The sequence below is a fragment of the Actinomyces sp. zg-332 genome (genome assembly GCF_011751945.2).
Lineage (GTDB): Bacteria > Actinomycetota > Actinomycetes > Actinomycetales > Actinomycetaceae > ZJ293.
The window spans coordinates 465,955-483,093 of record NZ_CP064951.1 but is presented as its reverse complement, the minus strand read 5'-3'; the positions used below and the strand labels follow the sequence as shown (position 1 = coordinate 483,093).

Annotated in this window: 13 protein-coding genes and 1 pseudogene; 11 read left to right on the top strand and 3 right to left on the bottom strand. The window is 41.3% G+C overall.

Going from position 1 to position 17,139, the window contains the following annotated elements; translation table 11 throughout:
• Positions 1-135: 135 nt before the first annotated feature.
• The 5 genes from deoD to HCQ94_RS01825 all read left to right on the top strand — a co-directional run bounded on the left by deoD (position 136) and on the right by HCQ94_RS01825 (position 4,860).
• Entirely contained in the window at positions 136-846 is a 711-nt protein-coding gene (gene deoD / locus HCQ94_RS01845; RefSeq protein ID WP_166981354.1) for a purine-nucleoside phosphorylase, read from the top strand.
• A gap of 333 nt (positions 847-1,179) precedes the next feature.
• Complete coding sequence (locus HCQ94_RS01840; protein ID WP_166981351.1) at positions 1,180-2,190, top strand: metal ABC transporter substrate-binding protein; 1,011 nt, start codon at positions 1,180-1,182, stop codon at positions 2,188-2,190.
• Between the two features lie 64 nt (positions 2,191-2,254).
• On the top strand, positions 2,255-3,022 hold the full coding sequence (locus tag HCQ94_RS01835; protein ID WP_166981348.1) for a metal ABC transporter ATP-binding protein: 768 nt from the start codon (positions 2,255-2,257) through the stop codon (positions 3,020-3,022).
• Complete coding sequence (locus HCQ94_RS01830) at positions 3,023-3,970, top strand: metal ABC transporter permease (protein WP_166977117.1); 948 nt, start codon at positions 3,023-3,025, stop codon at positions 3,968-3,970.
• The gene (locus HCQ94_RS01825) at positions 3,970-4,860 is read left to right on the top strand and encodes a metal ABC transporter permease (RefSeq protein WP_166981345.1); all 891 of its coding nucleotides are present in this window, start codon (positions 3,970-3,972) and stop codon (positions 4,858-4,860) included. The genes HCQ94_RS01830 and HCQ94_RS01825 overlap by 1 nt, the downstream gene beginning before the upstream one ends.
• A gap of 396 nt (positions 4,861-5,256) precedes the next feature.
• Here the strand turns inward: HCQ94_RS01825 and HCQ94_RS01820 are convergent, their stop codons facing one another.
• Complete coding sequence (locus tag HCQ94_RS01820) at positions 5,257-5,628, bottom strand: PH domain-containing protein (RefSeq protein ID WP_166981342.1); 372 nt, start codon at positions 5,626-5,628, stop codon at positions 5,257-5,259.
• 574 nt (positions 5,629-6,202) lie between these two features.
• Here HCQ94_RS01820 and HCQ94_RS01815 point away from each other — a divergent pair.
• The 5 genes and pseudogenes from HCQ94_RS01815 to HCQ94_RS06310 all read left to right on the top strand — a co-directional run.
• A complete protein-coding gene (locus HCQ94_RS01815; RefSeq protein WP_166981339.1) occupies positions 6,203-8,062 on the top strand; it encodes a DUF4422 domain-containing protein in 1,860 nt (619 codons plus the stop codon).
• A gap of 510 nt (positions 8,063-8,572) precedes the next feature.
• Entirely contained in the window at positions 8,573-9,004 is a 432-nt protein-coding gene (locus tag HCQ94_RS01810) for an ABC-three component system protein (protein WP_332835449.1), read from the top strand.
• The gene (locus HCQ94_RS01805; RefSeq protein WP_166981334.1) at positions 8,991-9,452 is read left to right on the top strand and encodes an ABC-three component system middle component 2; all 462 of its coding nucleotides are present in this window, start codon (positions 8,991-8,993) and stop codon (positions 9,450-9,452) included. Before HCQ94_RS01810 ends, HCQ94_RS01805 begins: the two co-directional genes overlap by 14 nt.
• Complete coding sequence (locus HCQ94_RS01800) at positions 9,449-11,314, top strand: ATP-binding protein (protein ID WP_166981331.1); 1,866 nt, start codon at positions 9,449-9,451, stop codon at positions 11,312-11,314. Before HCQ94_RS01805 ends, HCQ94_RS01800 begins: the two co-directional genes overlap by 4 nt.
• A gap of 871 nt (positions 11,315-12,185) precedes the next feature.
• A pseudogene (locus HCQ94_RS06310) lies at positions 12,186-12,326 on the top strand (IS3-like element IS987 family transposase); the annotation flags it as partial.
• Between the two features lie 441 nt (positions 12,327-12,767).
• Here the strand turns inward: HCQ94_RS06310 and HCQ94_RS01790 are convergent.
• Both HCQ94_RS01790 and HCQ94_RS01785 read right to left on the bottom strand, forming a co-directional pair.
• Positions 12,768-14,099 carry a lanthionine synthetase LanC family protein gene (locus HCQ94_RS01790; RefSeq protein ID WP_166981329.1) on the bottom strand — a complete coding sequence of 444 codons (1,332 nt, stop codon included), beginning with the start codon at positions 14,097-14,099 and terminating at the stop codon, positions 12,768-12,770.
• A 4-nt stretch (positions 14,100-14,103) separates the two neighbouring features.
• Positions 14,104-16,164 (bottom strand): thiopeptide-type bacteriocin biosynthesis protein, encoded by a 2,061-nt coding sequence (locus tag HCQ94_RS01785; RefSeq protein WP_166981326.1) that lies wholly within the window; start codon positions 16,162-16,164, stop codon positions 14,104-14,106.
• A gap of 278 nt (positions 16,165-16,442) precedes the next feature.
• On the opposite strand from HCQ94_RS01785, the gene HCQ94_RS01780 reads away from it, so the two are divergent.
• Positions 16,443-16,619: a hypothetical protein gene (locus tag HCQ94_RS01780; RefSeq protein ID WP_166977098.1), complete on the top strand. Its 177-nt coding sequence runs from the start codon at positions 16,443-16,445 to the stop codon at positions 16,617-16,619.
• The last annotated feature ends 520 nt before the right edge of the window (positions 16,620-17,139 follow it).

The window sequence follows — 17,139 nt, the reverse complement described above, 5'->3', positions numbered from 1 at the left end:
AGCGCAAACCATATAATGATACAAGTTTTTATAATTTTAAAGTAAAATAATAGTTATGTAACTTTTTATTCTACAAAAGAATGTAAAATTTAGTTAAACTTTACGATATTTTAATATTTCTTAATAAGGAGCTGTATGCCTACCCCACACATTAACGCAAATGAAAATGATTTTGCAGCAACTGTACTTATGCCTGGAGATCCTTTACGAGCTAAACGCATAGCTGAACAGCTAATGCCTGACGCAAAACTAGTAACAGATGTAAGAGGCATGCTTGGATACACAGGCACATATAACGGAACTCGACTTTCTGTAATGGGCTCAGGCATGGGACAACCTTCAATCAGCATATATGCCACTGAGCTCTTTCAAGAGTATGGAGTCGAAAGAATAATTAGGGTTGGAACTTGTGGAGGAATTAGTCTAGATGTAAAAGTCGGGGATACAATAATCGCAACTGGGGCACACAGCGAATCAGCTATAATTGACCGGCAAACACAAGGTTTCCATTATTCGAGTGTAGCTTCATTCCCTCTAACTTATAAAGCTTATAACAAGAGTTTAGAGCTAACAGATTCAAAGGTACACACAGGTACAATAATTTCGAAAGATAACTTTTACTACGCAGCTCCCGGTTTACTTGATACCCTCAAAGATTTCAACGTTCTAGGTGTGGAAATGGAATCTGCAGCGTTATATGCTATTGCAGCAAAATACAAAAAAGAGGCATTAGCGATATTAACAGTGTCTGACCACTTACTAGACCACAGTAACGATATGAGTTCTGAAGAACGTGAAACAAAATTCCAAACAACTTTAGAGCTTGCACTAGCAGCTGCTTTGTAGCACTAAGGAATTATACTTACATATCGTTTATTTTCCATTCTAGCAAGTTCGTTCTTTAACTTATCTTATAAAGTGGGTTTTATTTCAGCATTTTGAAGTAAAGCCCATTTACTTTATTACAAGTTACTGATTTTATTTCTTGACACAAATATCTAACAATTCACGAGTTTACACAAAATAAAAGTTAATATAAAAAGAAAATCTCATTTTGTATAAAAACGCAACTATAACTATTACCCTATTTATTTATTCTTCAATAGACTTTATAATTAATTTCACATAGCCGAAAATAAGAAATAGGTAAGCACTGCCTTACTTGAAGAAAGATTGAAAATGCGTAACTCAAAATTACTAGCAATTCTGACAATTGTCTCGCTGGGAACAACCTTAACTGCTTGTTCCTCAAGCAGCAAAGATACAAACAAAGCTGAATCCAACACTAAAAAACTAAAAGTAGTAGCAACTACAACACAGATTTGCGACTACACTAAAGAAATAGCAAAAGATAAAGTTGATTTAACTTGTCTTCTAGCTCCAAATGCTTCTGCACACGAACTAGAACTAACAGCTTCACAAATGAAAGCTCTAGAAAAAGCTGATTTACTATTAAAAAATGGTGTCAATTTAGAAGCTTTCCTAAACCAAGCTATAAAAGCATCAGGTTTTAAAGGTAAAGTAGTTGAAACAAGCAAAAATGTAAAGTTAAATAAGTGGACATTCCCTGGAGAAAATGGCCAAGCACCAGAATTTGAGAACGACCCACACATTTGGACATCACCTCTAAATGCTAAAACACAAGTTGAGAACGTAGTTACAGGTTTATCAAGTGCCGACTCACGAAATGCTAAATTCTTCAAAGAAAACGGCACTTCATACACACAAAGCATAGATGAACTAGACAAGTGGGCAGAAAAATCCATAAATTCAATACCAGAGAATCAGCGTATTCTCTTTACTAGCCACGACGCTTTTGGCTACTTTTCACAGCGCTACAAAATTCAATTCCTAGGCTCAGCTATCCCTGACTTCTCAGATTTAGGCGAAGCAACAGCTCAACATTTGAAAGAAGTCGCTCAAAAAATCAAAGACTCTGGAGCAAAAGTTATCTTTGCGGAAAATTCTAATTCTGATAAGAACATTAAAACTTTAGCTAGAGAAACAAAAGTAAAAGTAGCAAGTGAACACGACGCTATGTATGGAGATTCCTTAGGTCCAAAAGGCAGCAGCGGTGAAACATACATTGGCTCTATTATTCACAATGTTAAATCATTCGTAAAAAACACTGGTGGAAAAATTGCTGACTTACCAAAGTTGTTAAAGAAATACGATAAAAACAAGAAATAACAAATAATTTAGCTAAAATTCATAACATACATCCCCTTATACAGTACAAATAAAGGAATATAATATGGCTCGCACAACTTTACCAGTATGTACATTCAATAATCTATCCGCCTCATATGGAGCAGGAGATGTATTAATGGACATAAATGCACAAATAGCGCAAGGTGAAGCATTAGCATTAATTGGTCCTAACGGATCAGGAAAAACTACATTGCTACGAGCCATATTACATCTTTGTAAAATAACAAATGGTGAATTAAAGGTCCTAGAAAATACTGAGTATGAAAAATATAAAAACTTCATAAGTTACGTTCCACAAATTTCCAGGTTAGATCCAACTTTCCCAGTTACAGTAAAACAAGTAGTAACAATGGGACTATATTCAAGAATTGGCTGGTTTAAGAAAATCAAGCCTAAAGACCAGAAACTTGTGATGGATATGCTAGAAAAAGTTGGGCTTGCTGATAGAGCTAATGAAAAGTTTGGAAATCTATCAGGCGGTCAGCAACAACGTGTTCTAGTAGCAAGAGCAACTGTTTCTAACCCTAAATTGCTACTCTTAGACGAACCTTTCAACGGTTTAGATCAACCTAACCGAAAAGCACTAATAAACATAATCAAAGACTTAAAAAAAGAAAATGTTACTGTTATAGTTTCCACTCACGACTTAGACTTAGCCTATTCCGTATGTGAAAAAGTACTAATTATTAAAAATAAGCAAATCGCATTTGGAGATATAGAATCTACATTAACAGGGGAAAATATATCTGCAGCTTACGGAGCAAATTCTTTCGCTCTCATTACAGATAATGAGGAAGAAAGGCAACAATAAATGCTAAATAGTTTTACCTCTTTACCTGAAGAAATAATAGAGTCTCTAAGGACATTTGCCTCCTATATATTCTTTTTAGAGCCTTTAACTGAAGCCTCATATATTTTTAGGCCATTTTTAATACTTATTCTGCTAGGAATCATCTCAGGCACTCTTGGAGTCTTAGTAAATCTCAGACATTTAGAATTCATCTCTGAAGGAATAGTACACGCAATATTTCCCGGAATCATTGGAGGTTTCGCAATACTAAACGGCGTAATAGGTATAATTCCAGGAGCAGTTTTCATAGGAATAATTTCAGCTTTCATATTTACTATATCCACAAAACATAAAACAAGCAGTGAAGCTCTAATAGCCCTTACATTAACTACTTTTTTCGGTATAGGAATAGTAATAGTAAGCTATGTAAAAGACATGTCGGGACAGCTGGAATCCCTATTATTTGGTCGATTACTAACAGTTACTGAAGATCTTGTAACACAAACTATCTTTGTATGTTTTATAAGCTTATTATTATGCTGTACAACATGGAAAGAACAAGTATTTCGAGCTTTTGATTTGGACGGGTATCAAGGATACGGTTACAAAGTGTTTTGGACTGACTTGATTTTAAACCTAAGTATCACTTTCGCAGTTATTGCAGCCAGCACAGCTGTAGGAACTTTACTGGCAATTGGGTACGTTATAATACCTCCAGCAACAGCAAAACTTATATGTAATAGAATTTCCACTATGATACCTATATCGATTTTTGTTGCTACATTTAGCGGATATTTAGGTTTACTGACCGTTACTTATACCTCTGAAGTAGTTGAATTATCTCCTCAAGCGATGGTAATTTGCTACATGACTATTCTCTACGCACTTGCATATCCTATGAGGTTCTTATTACTGAAAATGAATGTTAAAAAAGATAGTGCCAACGCACACAAAGAGTTGGTGAAATAATGCAATTTATAAACAATGCTTATCTTGAAATAATATTATTAGGTGCATTATCTGGAATAGTAGGAGTATTGGCTTGCCTACGCAAAAGAGTCTTTTACACCCAAGCATTAACACACGCAACTTTCCCAGGAGCAATAGTTGGTGTCGTTTTAGCATCAAAAGTATTATTTAACCTAGACACTTTTAACAGTGCTAGCAAATCACACATTTTATCCTTATCCCTATTTATAGGTGCCGCTGCCATGTGTCTACCAATGATTTATTTTATGAATGCAATATCTAAAGTAAAAGGGCAGGGATCACATACAGCAGCAGGTATACTTCTAACTGTAGGATTTGGACTAGGATTCTTACTGTTAAAACTTTTTCAGCCGTTACCAGTAAAAGTTGGAAGTTTTATATCAGGCAATATTTTAACTTCTAATAGTCTAGATATAAAAATAACTTTTATAAGCCTTATATTCACTCTAATACTAATAACAGTTTATGGTAGAAGAATACTATTTGCATGTTTTGACGAAACAGGTTTCAAAGTTGCAGGTTTCAATCTAGAAATAACTGATTTCATAATACTATCTTTAATAACATTAACAGTAGTTGTAGCAATGCCAGCAGTTGGTTCAATACTATCTATTGCTCTCATCGTAGGTCCAGCAGCTGGAGCAATATACGTCACAAACTCTTTTTGGACTGCATTAATACTAGCTCCCCTATTAGATATACTAGCTGGTTGCTTAGGGCTTTGGGTAAGTATACAAGTAGGTTTGTCTTCTGGTGGTATGATTACTATTTTTTGCGCAGTAATATATTTATCTTGTGTAATGTGGAAATGGACTATTAGCTATTTCAAATCTTACAGTGATAGATTCGTCGCTACAGATAAAACTTGAATTTTTAGGAACAAAAATAAATAAAACGATATGTTGTTACTTTCAGGGGAAAATCGCAAGTTAAAAGAAAGTAACATATCGTTTTATTTATATATTCAATTTATATAACTTATATATACACGAAAAAGAGACGTATTGCAAACTTTATAATTACATTTATCATCTATAATTTGCAAAAGACTTATTTAAACCTAACGATAAAATATTCTAGATGAGTTATATTTCCATAACACATAAGTAAATATGAACACAAAATAACCCAAAGTAATACAAACGAGCCTGCACAAATCCCTACAGCTTTCTCAAGCAGTAATAAAATAAATTTATTTGAATCAAAAGTTATAATTCCTAGACCAAGATGGATATAACTCTAAATATAGCCTCTTGTTCTGAATACTATTTACTATTTAAAACGTAATTAGAAATAAGTTTATCAAGGCTACGAATATCAAGATTACGGTCAATTTTAATCTTAATATCACCTGCACGTGTCCATAGCTGTATTTCAGCATTCAAATCCAAACGGCCAGCATTTTCAGTAGACCACATATTTATCGAGGAATAAGGAAGAGAATAAATCTCAACTTTTTTACCAGTTATACCTTGAGCATCACGTACAATCAAACGCTTAGAAGTAAAAACCGCCGAGTCACGTACAGTCTTATAAGCAACAAAAGGTTCTTCACCTTCAACTAATAGTTCTACAACATCTTCAGGAACAGGTATCTCTTGAAGAAAAGTCCAAGTTACAGCCTTTGTAGCTTCCATAGCATTCCTCTTTACTTTAACATACATACACAAAGTAAGTATCAATTACTAAATGTAGATATATCGAAAACCACATTAAAACACTAGCACTGTAGTTGTTATATAACAACTAATTTCTACCTTTATAAAAGTAGTGGCCCCCTAAACACACAACAATAACCATAGCTTACAAAAGAAAACAAGTTTTACTCAGTAACTCCACTATTTTATACAAAACATAAAATATTTATCATAAAACTTTCATAAAGCTTTGGAATGTTTTCAGTAAAATACTCTCTATATATTACAAATGTTTTCCAGAAAATTTTCTTTTTTAATAAAGTCAAGCGCATAACACAAACAATAATCTACGAAATAACGAAACAATAAATTTACCCATTTAAAATAAGCAAAATCACATTAGCAAATATTGAATATTAAAACACGATAACTCTAACAAAAACGTGAAACAAAGCAGTAGTATTTTAAAGGAGAAAACTTCATACCTATTTTTTAGATTTTCTTTGCAAAAACAACAATATTATTCAATAAATATCAACTTTACTTGAACTAACTTTATTGATAACATGACACCATGAATAACAAACCTTCTATTAAAATATTTGTATCTTCGCATAAGCTATCAGAATACATTGAAAATGATATTTTCGCTCCCGTACAAGTAGGAGCAGGAATAAAAGGAAGAAACAGGATTCCAAATTTCCTACAAGATGATAATGGTGAGAATATATCTGAAAAAAACCCAAGATTCTGCGAATTGACAGCACAATACTGGGCATGGAAAAACTGCGACTACGATTACTATGGATTTTTCCACTATAGAAGGTATTTTGCTTTTAATAACAAATACTCAAAAGATACTAGTGTATGGGGTACTCTAGAAGAGGCAAATCTCAGCAAAGCTGTAATTGAAAAGTATGATTTATCAGAAAACCATATACAAGAGCTAGTACAAGAATGCGATATTGTTCTACCTGAAGCTAAAGACATCACATTAATGCCTAATATGGGTAAAAATATACGTGAACAATACTGTGGTTCCGGTTACTTACATGAAAAAGACTTAGACATCATGCTAGATGTTCTCAAAGAAAAATATCCAATTTACATACCATACGCAGAAAAATACTTATCTGGTAAAAAAACTTACCTAAATAACATGTTCATAATGCGAAAAGATTTATTCAACGAATACAATGAATGGCTTTTCGATATTTTATTTGAATGCGATAACAGAATTGATTACACAGATTACTCTGTAGAAGCAATCAGGACACCAGGACACTTAGCAGAACGTCTCCTAAACATCTATATTGCACATCTAAAAGATCATAAACAACTAAAAATTAGGGAACTGCCAACAGTACTACTTACGAAAACTGATCCATTCCCGGAGCTAAAACCAGCTTTCGAGGACAACAATGTTGCTATAGCATTAGCTGCAGATGACTATTATGTTCCATACGTAGCAACAGTACTTACATCAATAAAACAAAATTCATCTAATGAAAATAATTACGATATATTCGTAATGAACAAGAATATCTCACCTGTAAATCAACGCAGACTAAACGATATCTTCAAAGATAACAGTAATTTCTCGTTGCGTTTTGTTGATATATCACGCTTTGAAAATGAGTTTAAACACCTTTTCCTAAGAGGACACTTCACTATCGAAACGTGGTTTAGGTTATTTATGCCAAAAATCATGCCTAATTACGAGAAAATTTTATACTTGGACTCTGACTTAGTTGTAAACCATGACGTTGCTGAGCTGTATAAGACTGATGTCACTGGTGTACTACTTGCAGCTTGTCATGACGCTGATACTGCTGGCCTATACAATGGTTTTCTCCCAGATAAAAAGCATTATATGGACAATATTCTAAAGATTAAGGAACCATATAATTACTTCCAAGCAGGTGTTATCTTATTCAACTTAGAAGAATTTAGAAAAACATATTCAACTGAAGAAATGTTGAAATATGCAGGCTCTTACCAATGGGAGTTGCTAGACCAAGATGTATTGAATAACCTTGCACAAGGAAGAGTAAAATTCGTTGATATGACTTGGAACGTAATGTTCAACTGGCGATATATGAGACGCCCAGAAATTATTTCTCGCGCTCCAAAGTATCTAAGCGATGAATATGACTTAGCACATAAGAATCCTAAGATTATTCACTACGCTGGTCCAGATAAACCATGGAGTGATCCTGAGGTAGATTACGCGGAATTATTCTGGAAATACGCTAAAGAAAGTGGATACTATGAATCTATTATAATGCGTATGCAAAGAAACTTGATAATACATAAGCCTAGTATTTTAGGCAGGATTAAGTCGCTCGTAAAAAGGATTCTAGTAAAGCTACTACCTCGTAAAAGTAGAATTGGTAGATTAGCTCGCAAAACCTACTCAAAGATTAGAAAATAGGGATACAAGTCTTAGGTAGCTTCTTATAATTACGCAAAAAGATTCGGTAGTTAATTTGTGTTATAGAAGCTTTATCTATCTTTGTTTTGCAAACCTTTATATTTTGTGGCTCTGAGCCGAATCACTAGTTTAGTGGTTATGGCTTAGAGCTTTTGTTTTATATATATTGTGCTAAACGTTATGAAAATCCTCTGTTCTCTGTAAATAAGTTTTGAAATAGGTCAGTGTAGCTATTATGTAATAAGCGTTATGAGGAGTTTTGGCTAATTAATAAGCATCCATATTTATACGTAACATTATTTTGCAAATAACTATTTATATATTTTTATGGGCCTTCTTCAGCATTTTGATATTATACTCGTCATTCTATGCGGTATAGAATACCGTCTTTTCAGCATTCCAAGGAAGATTTTTCTAAATAGGTCAGATATTGCTTGAAGGTTATAGTTTTCAAAGTAATTTATAGTGTTTGTTTTTATAATCTTTATTTGCTGAACATTATTTTGAAAGATTGCAAATCAAGAGAAGAAGTACACAGAACAGCTGACAACAGTTTTGTGTCGAGAATCAGGCATAGATATTTCTCTCGAGGCCCTCCAAGATCACGGCGGCGACTACCTCGAAGATTTCAATGAAGCGCGCCAGGACTACTACCTTGCGGACACACTTCGAGAATTACTGAAAGACGTAAGCCTCGACGGTGAAGATGAATTTGAATCAATTAAGGATGAGGCCTACCACGGTGTTCGCCCAACATACAAGAGGAATCATCCGTCCGAGTATGAGCGGCTACTTGCCACATTGGAACAGGCCGCACGAATTTCTCTGAACAAATCCCCTGTGTCCAACACGCCGCGCCTATTTGGCATGCGACAGCGTCACGGTATCATGCACATGCTCGTCAACGATGACAAGTTGAGGTGGGCAGATGACAATTCGTAACCTCTACAACACTGATCTGTCACTCGCATCACGAATCACAATGATTCTCGCCGCCAGGCCTCACCTGGCACGAACACAACGAATGCTGGTGGCGATCGATTTCATGGCAACAAACGCTGCAAATTTTGGGATGTACTCAACCAACCTTCACGGCAATTCGATCTATTCGGCCTCAGAACTCGCAACCCGAACACAACAAATTCACCAGGGTATCCGCTTTGCCGTCACACGAGGACTGATAGATCCGCAGACAACCCCCACAGGAATCCGATTCAAGATCAACACAACCGGGGAACAATTCTCCCGACAGTTGATGAACCAATATGCCTCAGAATTTCGACGAGCCGTGGAATCGATTCTCCCTTTCGTTGACTCGCACAGTGAGGATGAAGTCATCAAACAAGTTGAACGACAGGGACTGGGCACTCCCGAGGAAGGTGAGCGATGAAGAACGGGTTCTGGATTGAAAACATCATCTATTCAGGAGATGGCGTTGCCTCAACACAAGTCGACTTCAAGCCCGGGTTTAACATCATCCATGGCCCATCAGATACCGGGAAAACCTATCTCGCAAAGACAATCAAGTACATGCTGGCTGGCTCAACCAGGCCATTTTCTGCTGGAACCGGCTACTCCGTCATCTCGATGACCCTCCGCACCGACGAAGGGAAAGTCAAACTTATTCGCACCATTGGTTCTTCAAAAATCACGGTTGCCGCAGATCCAGTATTCGGCATTCCCTATGACGAATATCCTGCACAACCCACGGAATCTTCAGCCAGCGGGGTAACGGTCTCAGACCTATTGCTCCGTCTCTTGGGGATCAAAGAACGACGTGTAGTTCTTACCAACCAATACGGCAGTCGAAAACCACTAACCTGGAAAAGCTTTTCAGACACATTGCATAGATCAGAAGGGCGAATCACATCAGAGGAATCGATCTTCACGACGACGAAATTCGCCACTCTCTCAGCATTCCTCACATTGTTTTATGACCGCGATCTCTCGCTCCTTCCTGAGCATGAGGATCCCGCCGTAGTTGAATCAAGAAAGAACATCCTGCTTCCCTTTCTCGGTGAGCGTCTCGATCAGGTTGGTCGCATGCGTGAAACACTCAAGAAATTTCGCGGGGAAGACGATGGCCGGGATATCACCGCTGAAATCACACAACTCACTGCCGAGCTGTCTCAACTCAACACCATCCAAGATCAAGCACGGCAGGAGCTTTCGGAACTCACACGAAATATCTCTGCAGTCGAACAGGAACTGTCAGTTCGTACCATGGCGGCCGACCGATATGAGGACCTAGCGTCGGTCTACATCGGCGATATCAAGCGCCTCACTTTCGTTGCTGACGCTCAACAGGCGATTCAAACATTGCCCGAACCGTCAGACTGCCCTTTTTGTGGCAGCCCACTGTCTAACCATGAAATGCCTGATTACAAAGAGGCAGCACAAGCAGAGGCAGAAATGCGGGTGGGCGACCTCGAAGAACTTGCGCAAGTACAGTCATCACTCAATGACCAGATTGCCGCGCTTGAAGTTCACCTGAAAAGTCTCCGCGATGAGCAGCGATCTGCGGAAACAAGACTTTCTGAAGCGGTCCTACCGAGAATCACAGCTCTCAAGAGTCAAATTGCTGACCTCGAAGCACACCAAGCGAGGCTCACTGAAAGTCGTATGCTCGACACTCAACACGACGAACTAATCGACCAGATCACGACACTGACCAGCCCACCTGCGCCGACCGAAGACTACGATCCTGTGGATCTCTTTCCATCTTCCTTCTTTACTGACATGGCTAAGTATCTGCAAGAAATCTTGGCTGAATCTCAATTCAAGGATGCAGACCAGGCGTATCTGGATCAGACAGACTTCGATATCCGTATCGGCCGAAAATCAAAACGCTCACACGGAAAGGGATACCGAGCGTTCTTCAATACCGTGCTTGTCCTTACCCTCCGTCGCTACATTCATGAGCACGCGATCCACAAGCCCTCAATCGTCGTCATCGATACGCCAACACTCGGCTTCGAACACCAAGCCGATGGCAACAATCTCATCACTAGCCGAGACGAATCAGGCAGACCCAAGACTGGGCTCCTACGGAACCTATTCGACTACATGGTTAACAGCGGCGACTACGGGCAACTGATCGTTCTCAACAACACCGACGTCACACCAACCACGCACTTCGACCGTGACGATGCGACCGAACTTGTATTCGGCATTAATGATGAAGCAGACAGACCTGGACTCTTGGTCGACCTACGTGAGGATGAAGGAGAACAGGATCTCGAGTTCAAATAGCCAAGTCTTGAATGTGAGAACGCTGCCCTGCAAGCGTAGACAACGCCGAACATCTATCTGGCTTGTTTTCGGAGTCCAGTTGAAAGAAGTGATAATGGATGCGATCGGGAAGAGCTCTGCACAGATCCCAGCACTCACTAAGAACTACTCGATTCAATTGTGCTGAGAGGGTGGTGAAAGACTCATCGAAGTGAGTGCGTCCGGCCTTGACCCGGATCTCGTTCTCGAACGAGTAGCCCCACAGAGCGCAGACTAGGGTATCAAGAGACCTCCGAGAAGAACTCTCGTGTCCGAACCCAAAGTTCATGCGTTGGGCGCCCTATCGTGACTACCGAATACTCACACAGACGGATCAACTAATTTGGCTGCCACAGGTCTCTGGTTAGCGCGATCCTGGCCAAGCCCAGTCATCAGACATTCCTTGTAGACGAGTCGCAGTCTACGGTACCTAGAAGAAGAATCCCTGGCGCGCCGCCTTGCCACGATCAATATCTCGTTGAACTTTCATCAAAGCTTCACGCTCTTCGGGCGGAGCTTCATGCATTCTCTTGTCAATTCTCCTTCGCAGAGAGAAATGCCACCAAATGGCAAATCCAACTAGCACGAGAACCGCGAGTACAATCCATTTAGCGATAGTCATAATTTAGTATCTCACAAGGTTCCCCCGCACAGCAAGGATTCGGCGTTGAAGCATCCCGGGTTTTGTTCCGAGGTTTTTGTGAGAGGATTTCGCATGCCAAGGAACTATATAAAAGTTTTTGGGGAGCGGGCTGTCAGGCTTGTTGAGGATCGTCTGCGGGATAATCTGGGAGTATCTGAAACCCGCGTGATCGCCGATACCGCGATGAAGTTGGGGACGTCGAGGGAACCTCTTCGGCGCTGGGTGATGCGAGCGCGTGTGGATGCCGGAGTCCGTCCTCGGGTTTCCACTGAGGAAAGCGCCGAACTCAAGCGTTTGCGTCAGGAGAACGCGGAGCTGCGGCGCACGAATGAAATTTTGAAGTTGGCGTCACATCCTCAATGCTCTGGCGAAATGACACACAAAAACTGTGCAAAGTCGGGAGGTGATCAGTTCCTGCCACGACCTGTGGTACGTCAAGCAGTCCTTCCGCATGTCCAAGACAGACCTGCGAGCCCGCCCCATCTTCTACCACGCCCAAGAAGCGATCGAAGCCCACCTCACTTTCGTGTTCACAGCCCTCGCTGTAGTCCGAGGAACTCAGAGCAAAACCGGCCTCACACTCAAGAAAGCAATTCAAGAACTCCTACCGCTGCACCACGTCACCATGCGAATCGCTGGCCATGACTTCATCGGTAAACCCGCCGTCACACTACCAGTTCAAGCAATCCTCAAAACTCTAAAGGCGCGACACACCTCAACTGTGCAAATCAGAGCAGAGAAAAGCCATTCATCCACTGTACGAAATCGACGTTCTGGAATCAACACTCGTGTTCACACATGGAGCGTTCGATATGGCCGAAGCCACGGAGCCGCCAATAGACAACTTTCTGCAAAATGTGACGGGGGCAACCGTTCGCATAATGTTTCAAAATAAGCAATTACCACTCCTCCCAATCCGGACAGAACACCAATATTAAGAGGATCGTTAGAAAACAGTAGGTCAGGATCGAGATATCCTGACAAATCACCCCTGCTGAGTAGCTTCCCTAGACGCTGACAGAAAGCCAGGCGCAATTCCTCTTGTGAAAAAGCACAGTCAATTAAGTCACTAAAATTGCGCAAACTTAGAATGCGACCGGATTCCCCGTGACATAAGGTGAGAGACTTCGCAACCGGATCATGAAATACGCGATCAGCTAACATGACAAATTTGTCTGTCAGGGCGAATGGGCCGCTATCGAGGCCAATTCGGGCATTACATGCGCCAAGCAATCCTGATCCGCCATAACACCATATCCCATCATCAGCAAAGCAATCGATGCATGATCCGTCGTTGAGCAAGACTTCAGTCATGGGAATTTGGCCAATCTTCATTTCGGCCGAATCGATCCGCCATTCCAAATAATCATCAACCGTATCCAAACCTCGCTCATAGGTAACTGCGTCATACGAGTCCGTAGTACAATAACGAGATAATGCGCTGCAAAGCGTTGTACAAATTCCATCGAGACCATGAACGATTCCGTAGTTTCGATGGCTTGCAACCACCGCCTTTTCAGCCCAAACAAGAGATGGAGCGCCGCTGAAAGAAGCTCTAACTCGCTTGCCACTTTCACAAGTCTCAAGTTTCAGAAGCTCTTGAAGTAATTCGAGTGAATGAGGAGCGCAATATCCCTCAACAAGCAGAATTCCACGACAAATGCCCGACACCAAATCGGTACTTACAAAGCCGTGATGAATCAAGTCCTCCCGATCAAGTTGATCCAAGAGAGCGACTGAAATGGTATCCATCCATTCTAAAATGATTGTCTGCAAGTGCGAATCGGCCTTGCCGTATTGCGAGATGCTCAAATCAGCTAATGCGAATAGTTCTTGAATCGCGCGAATGTCTGTTCGATTTTGTTTATATGTAACAAGTGCGAGTTCAAAGAGGCGGTCTGCTAGACTTTTAGCCTCAAGCGAACCTGTTGCGCTTGCGATTAGCCGGAGACAATATATATAGCCTCCAACGCCCGAAGGATAAGAAAGAAGATCAGAGATTGCGGCCCTCGGATTCATCTTAGAAATGTCAAATAAGTAACGGTCTGAATTTGGTTGCAAGCGAAGCTTGATCTGATCAAGATAGAGTTCCGATAGTCTTTCAAAATCCAGGTCAATATTCATATCACTAGTCTGATTCCACCGGAGTGTCTGATGACTCTAAATAACATCTCATCTTTAATCGAGCTAGTCGCGATAACGAAAACTTCCTGATAATCGCGGTGTAATCAGCTTCTCCACCCCGATCGATTCCGGCGACGCGATTAAAGTGCATATGCATAACTGAGGGTATAATGTCGGTGCCAATCTCATTGTAATTTTTATAGCGAGGCCCAACTTCGAGCACTTTATCTTCGATTTCGTGTACGATTTCGTATCGTAATGAAGTTCTCTGCTTATCGAAGTGTTTCGGATCCTCGAACGATCCCCTTTTGAATGCTTTAACGATCGCTGTCGCCCAAGTTTCTGGAAAATAGTATCGGACAAGCTCCATAAATGAGGTTACGGCGGATAGGATGACCTGTTTGCGATTCTGTGTTGTCTGGAGAGTGAGCCGCTCACTCAAAGCGAGCTCGGAACTTCTGGTAAAGATTTCAAAAATTGATTCGATAGATGTCGTTCGAGTATAACGTGTATATTCGGGAAAAAATTCGACAATTCGAACTTTTTTGTAGTTTTCGCCTCGGAGGCTTTCTATCAAAGCGTCAAGCCCGTTAAGAATCTTTGATTGCGCATTCGCCTCGGGAGGCAGCTGGAATCTCAGTCTCAAATGGGCATCGGGGTTGGTATAGTGAAGAAAGTGCCAATTTTTGCCGCCCATGTCTTTGAAAAATTGAATTACCTGACGAAAGTCGGAAATCTCCGGTATCAAACCGGATGGTGTAGTAAATTCGTATGCGCGCCATTCTTCTACTTTATCGCCGTCTTTCGGATCGATCAGCGAAAAAGTTTCTGAAGGTCTCAGAGTCTGGATTGAATTCGTTGACTTTGGGACATATCTATATAAATATTCAACTTTACGGTCGTCTGTGTTGAGGGTGAAAAATGCGGCATCTAGGATCGACGCCCTCGGGCCTACTGATCGTTTGAAAGCTTGGTATTCATCTATGTTTGAGAGGTCGAACTCCTGTATTTGATCGCCCCTTCCAATTCTGACATGATCTGGAAGATTAACCATTTGTTTCCAGCGTCGGAAGGGCTCATCATCTGAGTAGTCGGAGAACATTCCAGCGGGCAGCCTCCATTGAGGTCGTCGGAGGACAACACCATCGAGAATGACTCCGGGACGGTGCGTCTCCCTTGCACTCCAAGGCTCTTCTTGGAAAAGTGTGTAGGCAGGTTCTCCGCGGCGGGCGATAGCGAGAATTGTTTTCGAGATTGGATCGAACTGTGCGAGCGTAATCATTGACTGAGATTGAACGAGGATTGGTAGTCCTGTTCTTCGGTCTAGGATCCTCATGCCCCCGTCCGCGAGACAGAATAGGAGTTCGGACAAAGAAATTGCCGAAGGATCGTATGGGTTGGCGACCTGAGGGCATATGTACCGTCCCGGGGGCTGAAACTGGGCCGAAAGCTGTTGACATTGTCGACTGTGAAAGAACGGGCGCAGCTGAACGACCTCGATCTGTTCGGAAGAACCTTGACCCCAGATCCGCGATACTTCATTTGAACTGAGGAGCGAAGCGAATCGGCCAAGGAGTGCACCTGGATCGGTAGCCCCGAGGATCGCTGGTAAGAACAGAAGGCCCAACGTTGGATGCTCGAACAACTCAAACATGAGGTCCTTGACTCTTGAATCGTGAGTGATTGTCCTTCCAGACGAGTCCTGTCTGCGCTCTCTGAGTGCTCTGTGAACTACTTTCGAATCGAGAATGTAGAAGTCCTTCTTCATCTGCAGCTGGTTTGGATGGTGCGCATCCAACAGAAAGCTTACTAATGGCTGCGAGGCAAGTGTGCCAGAGGGTTGGTCTTCGAGTCCGAGCTGAATTGGTCCAATTCCTGCGATTGGATCGAAAACCGTGAGAGCATTGACTGCCGTATTAAATCCATAGTTTTCGGCAAATTTGTCTAACCATTGATCGTATGCGTTGCTGATCTGTGAGGGAGCCGTCTGCTCGAGTAATAACATGGTTGTATCCACGTGTCGTGCGATCTTGCCGTCGTTTGGAACCTGCGCTGCTTCGGTCATCGGAGTCCGAGCCATGACCGTTGTTGGATCTATGCTCATAGTCGCAAGCGACTCAATTGAATCAGTCTTTAACGTGACAGGTCGAATCTCGTCGAGAAAGTGTTCAGGATTACGGATCTGAATTAGTAGCCCAGTCTCAATGAGGCTAAGTAAGACGTCTCGAAGACGCTGCTCGCTCACACCATATTGGCTGACAAATTCCCTTATTAGTGTTTGAATCTGAACACCAGTGTTAGCCCGATTCAACACTTCAAAGTGTGTGGAATTTAGGGTGACCCTTGAATAGGAATAGGTCGCTCGATTGCGAATGTTTATGCGCATTCCATGGAACGGGGACTTCATACGTAGATTGTGAGAGTCGTGTAATTAGTTGGTTCTTGAAGAGCCATGAATCTGCAGCGAGTGCGGGAGCATTAGGTGAGTCTTTGCTCATTTCGAAAGCTGTGAAGATATAGGAAGGTCTCTCTTCTAATTCTGGGTCCGAAATCTCTTGGTCTAGATCGAAAACGATACTGGATGAAAGAGAGAAAGGCGTAGCGCGACTTGCGCAACGCAATGCATAGTTCTCGATTGATCGTATGACTCGATCTGTTCTGCGAGTTGGTACGTCTCTCGCTGATAAATTCGGAGAGAATTGATCTTCAATTGAAGCGTAAAGATCTGGCCTGGCGGCCCGAATGATATCAAGCAGCTGATTATTCATTCGAGCTTCATCAAACGCAACTTGGTCGTGAGCGTGAATAATAGATACAAGCTCGCGGCACAATCGCCTGGCTTCAGCGTGAGACAATGCACTGATTCTGCGTGCATAGACCCCTGAAAAGGGAGCATACTTAGAATAGTTGGTCATTCCTCCGCTGCTTCCTTCTCATCAGAAAACCAATTGATGCCGGGACTTTGCTCTGAAAGACACCTAGGAAGTCAGCAATACGGGCATAGAGCAGCGGCGCCATACGTTTGACCGCATGACGTTGG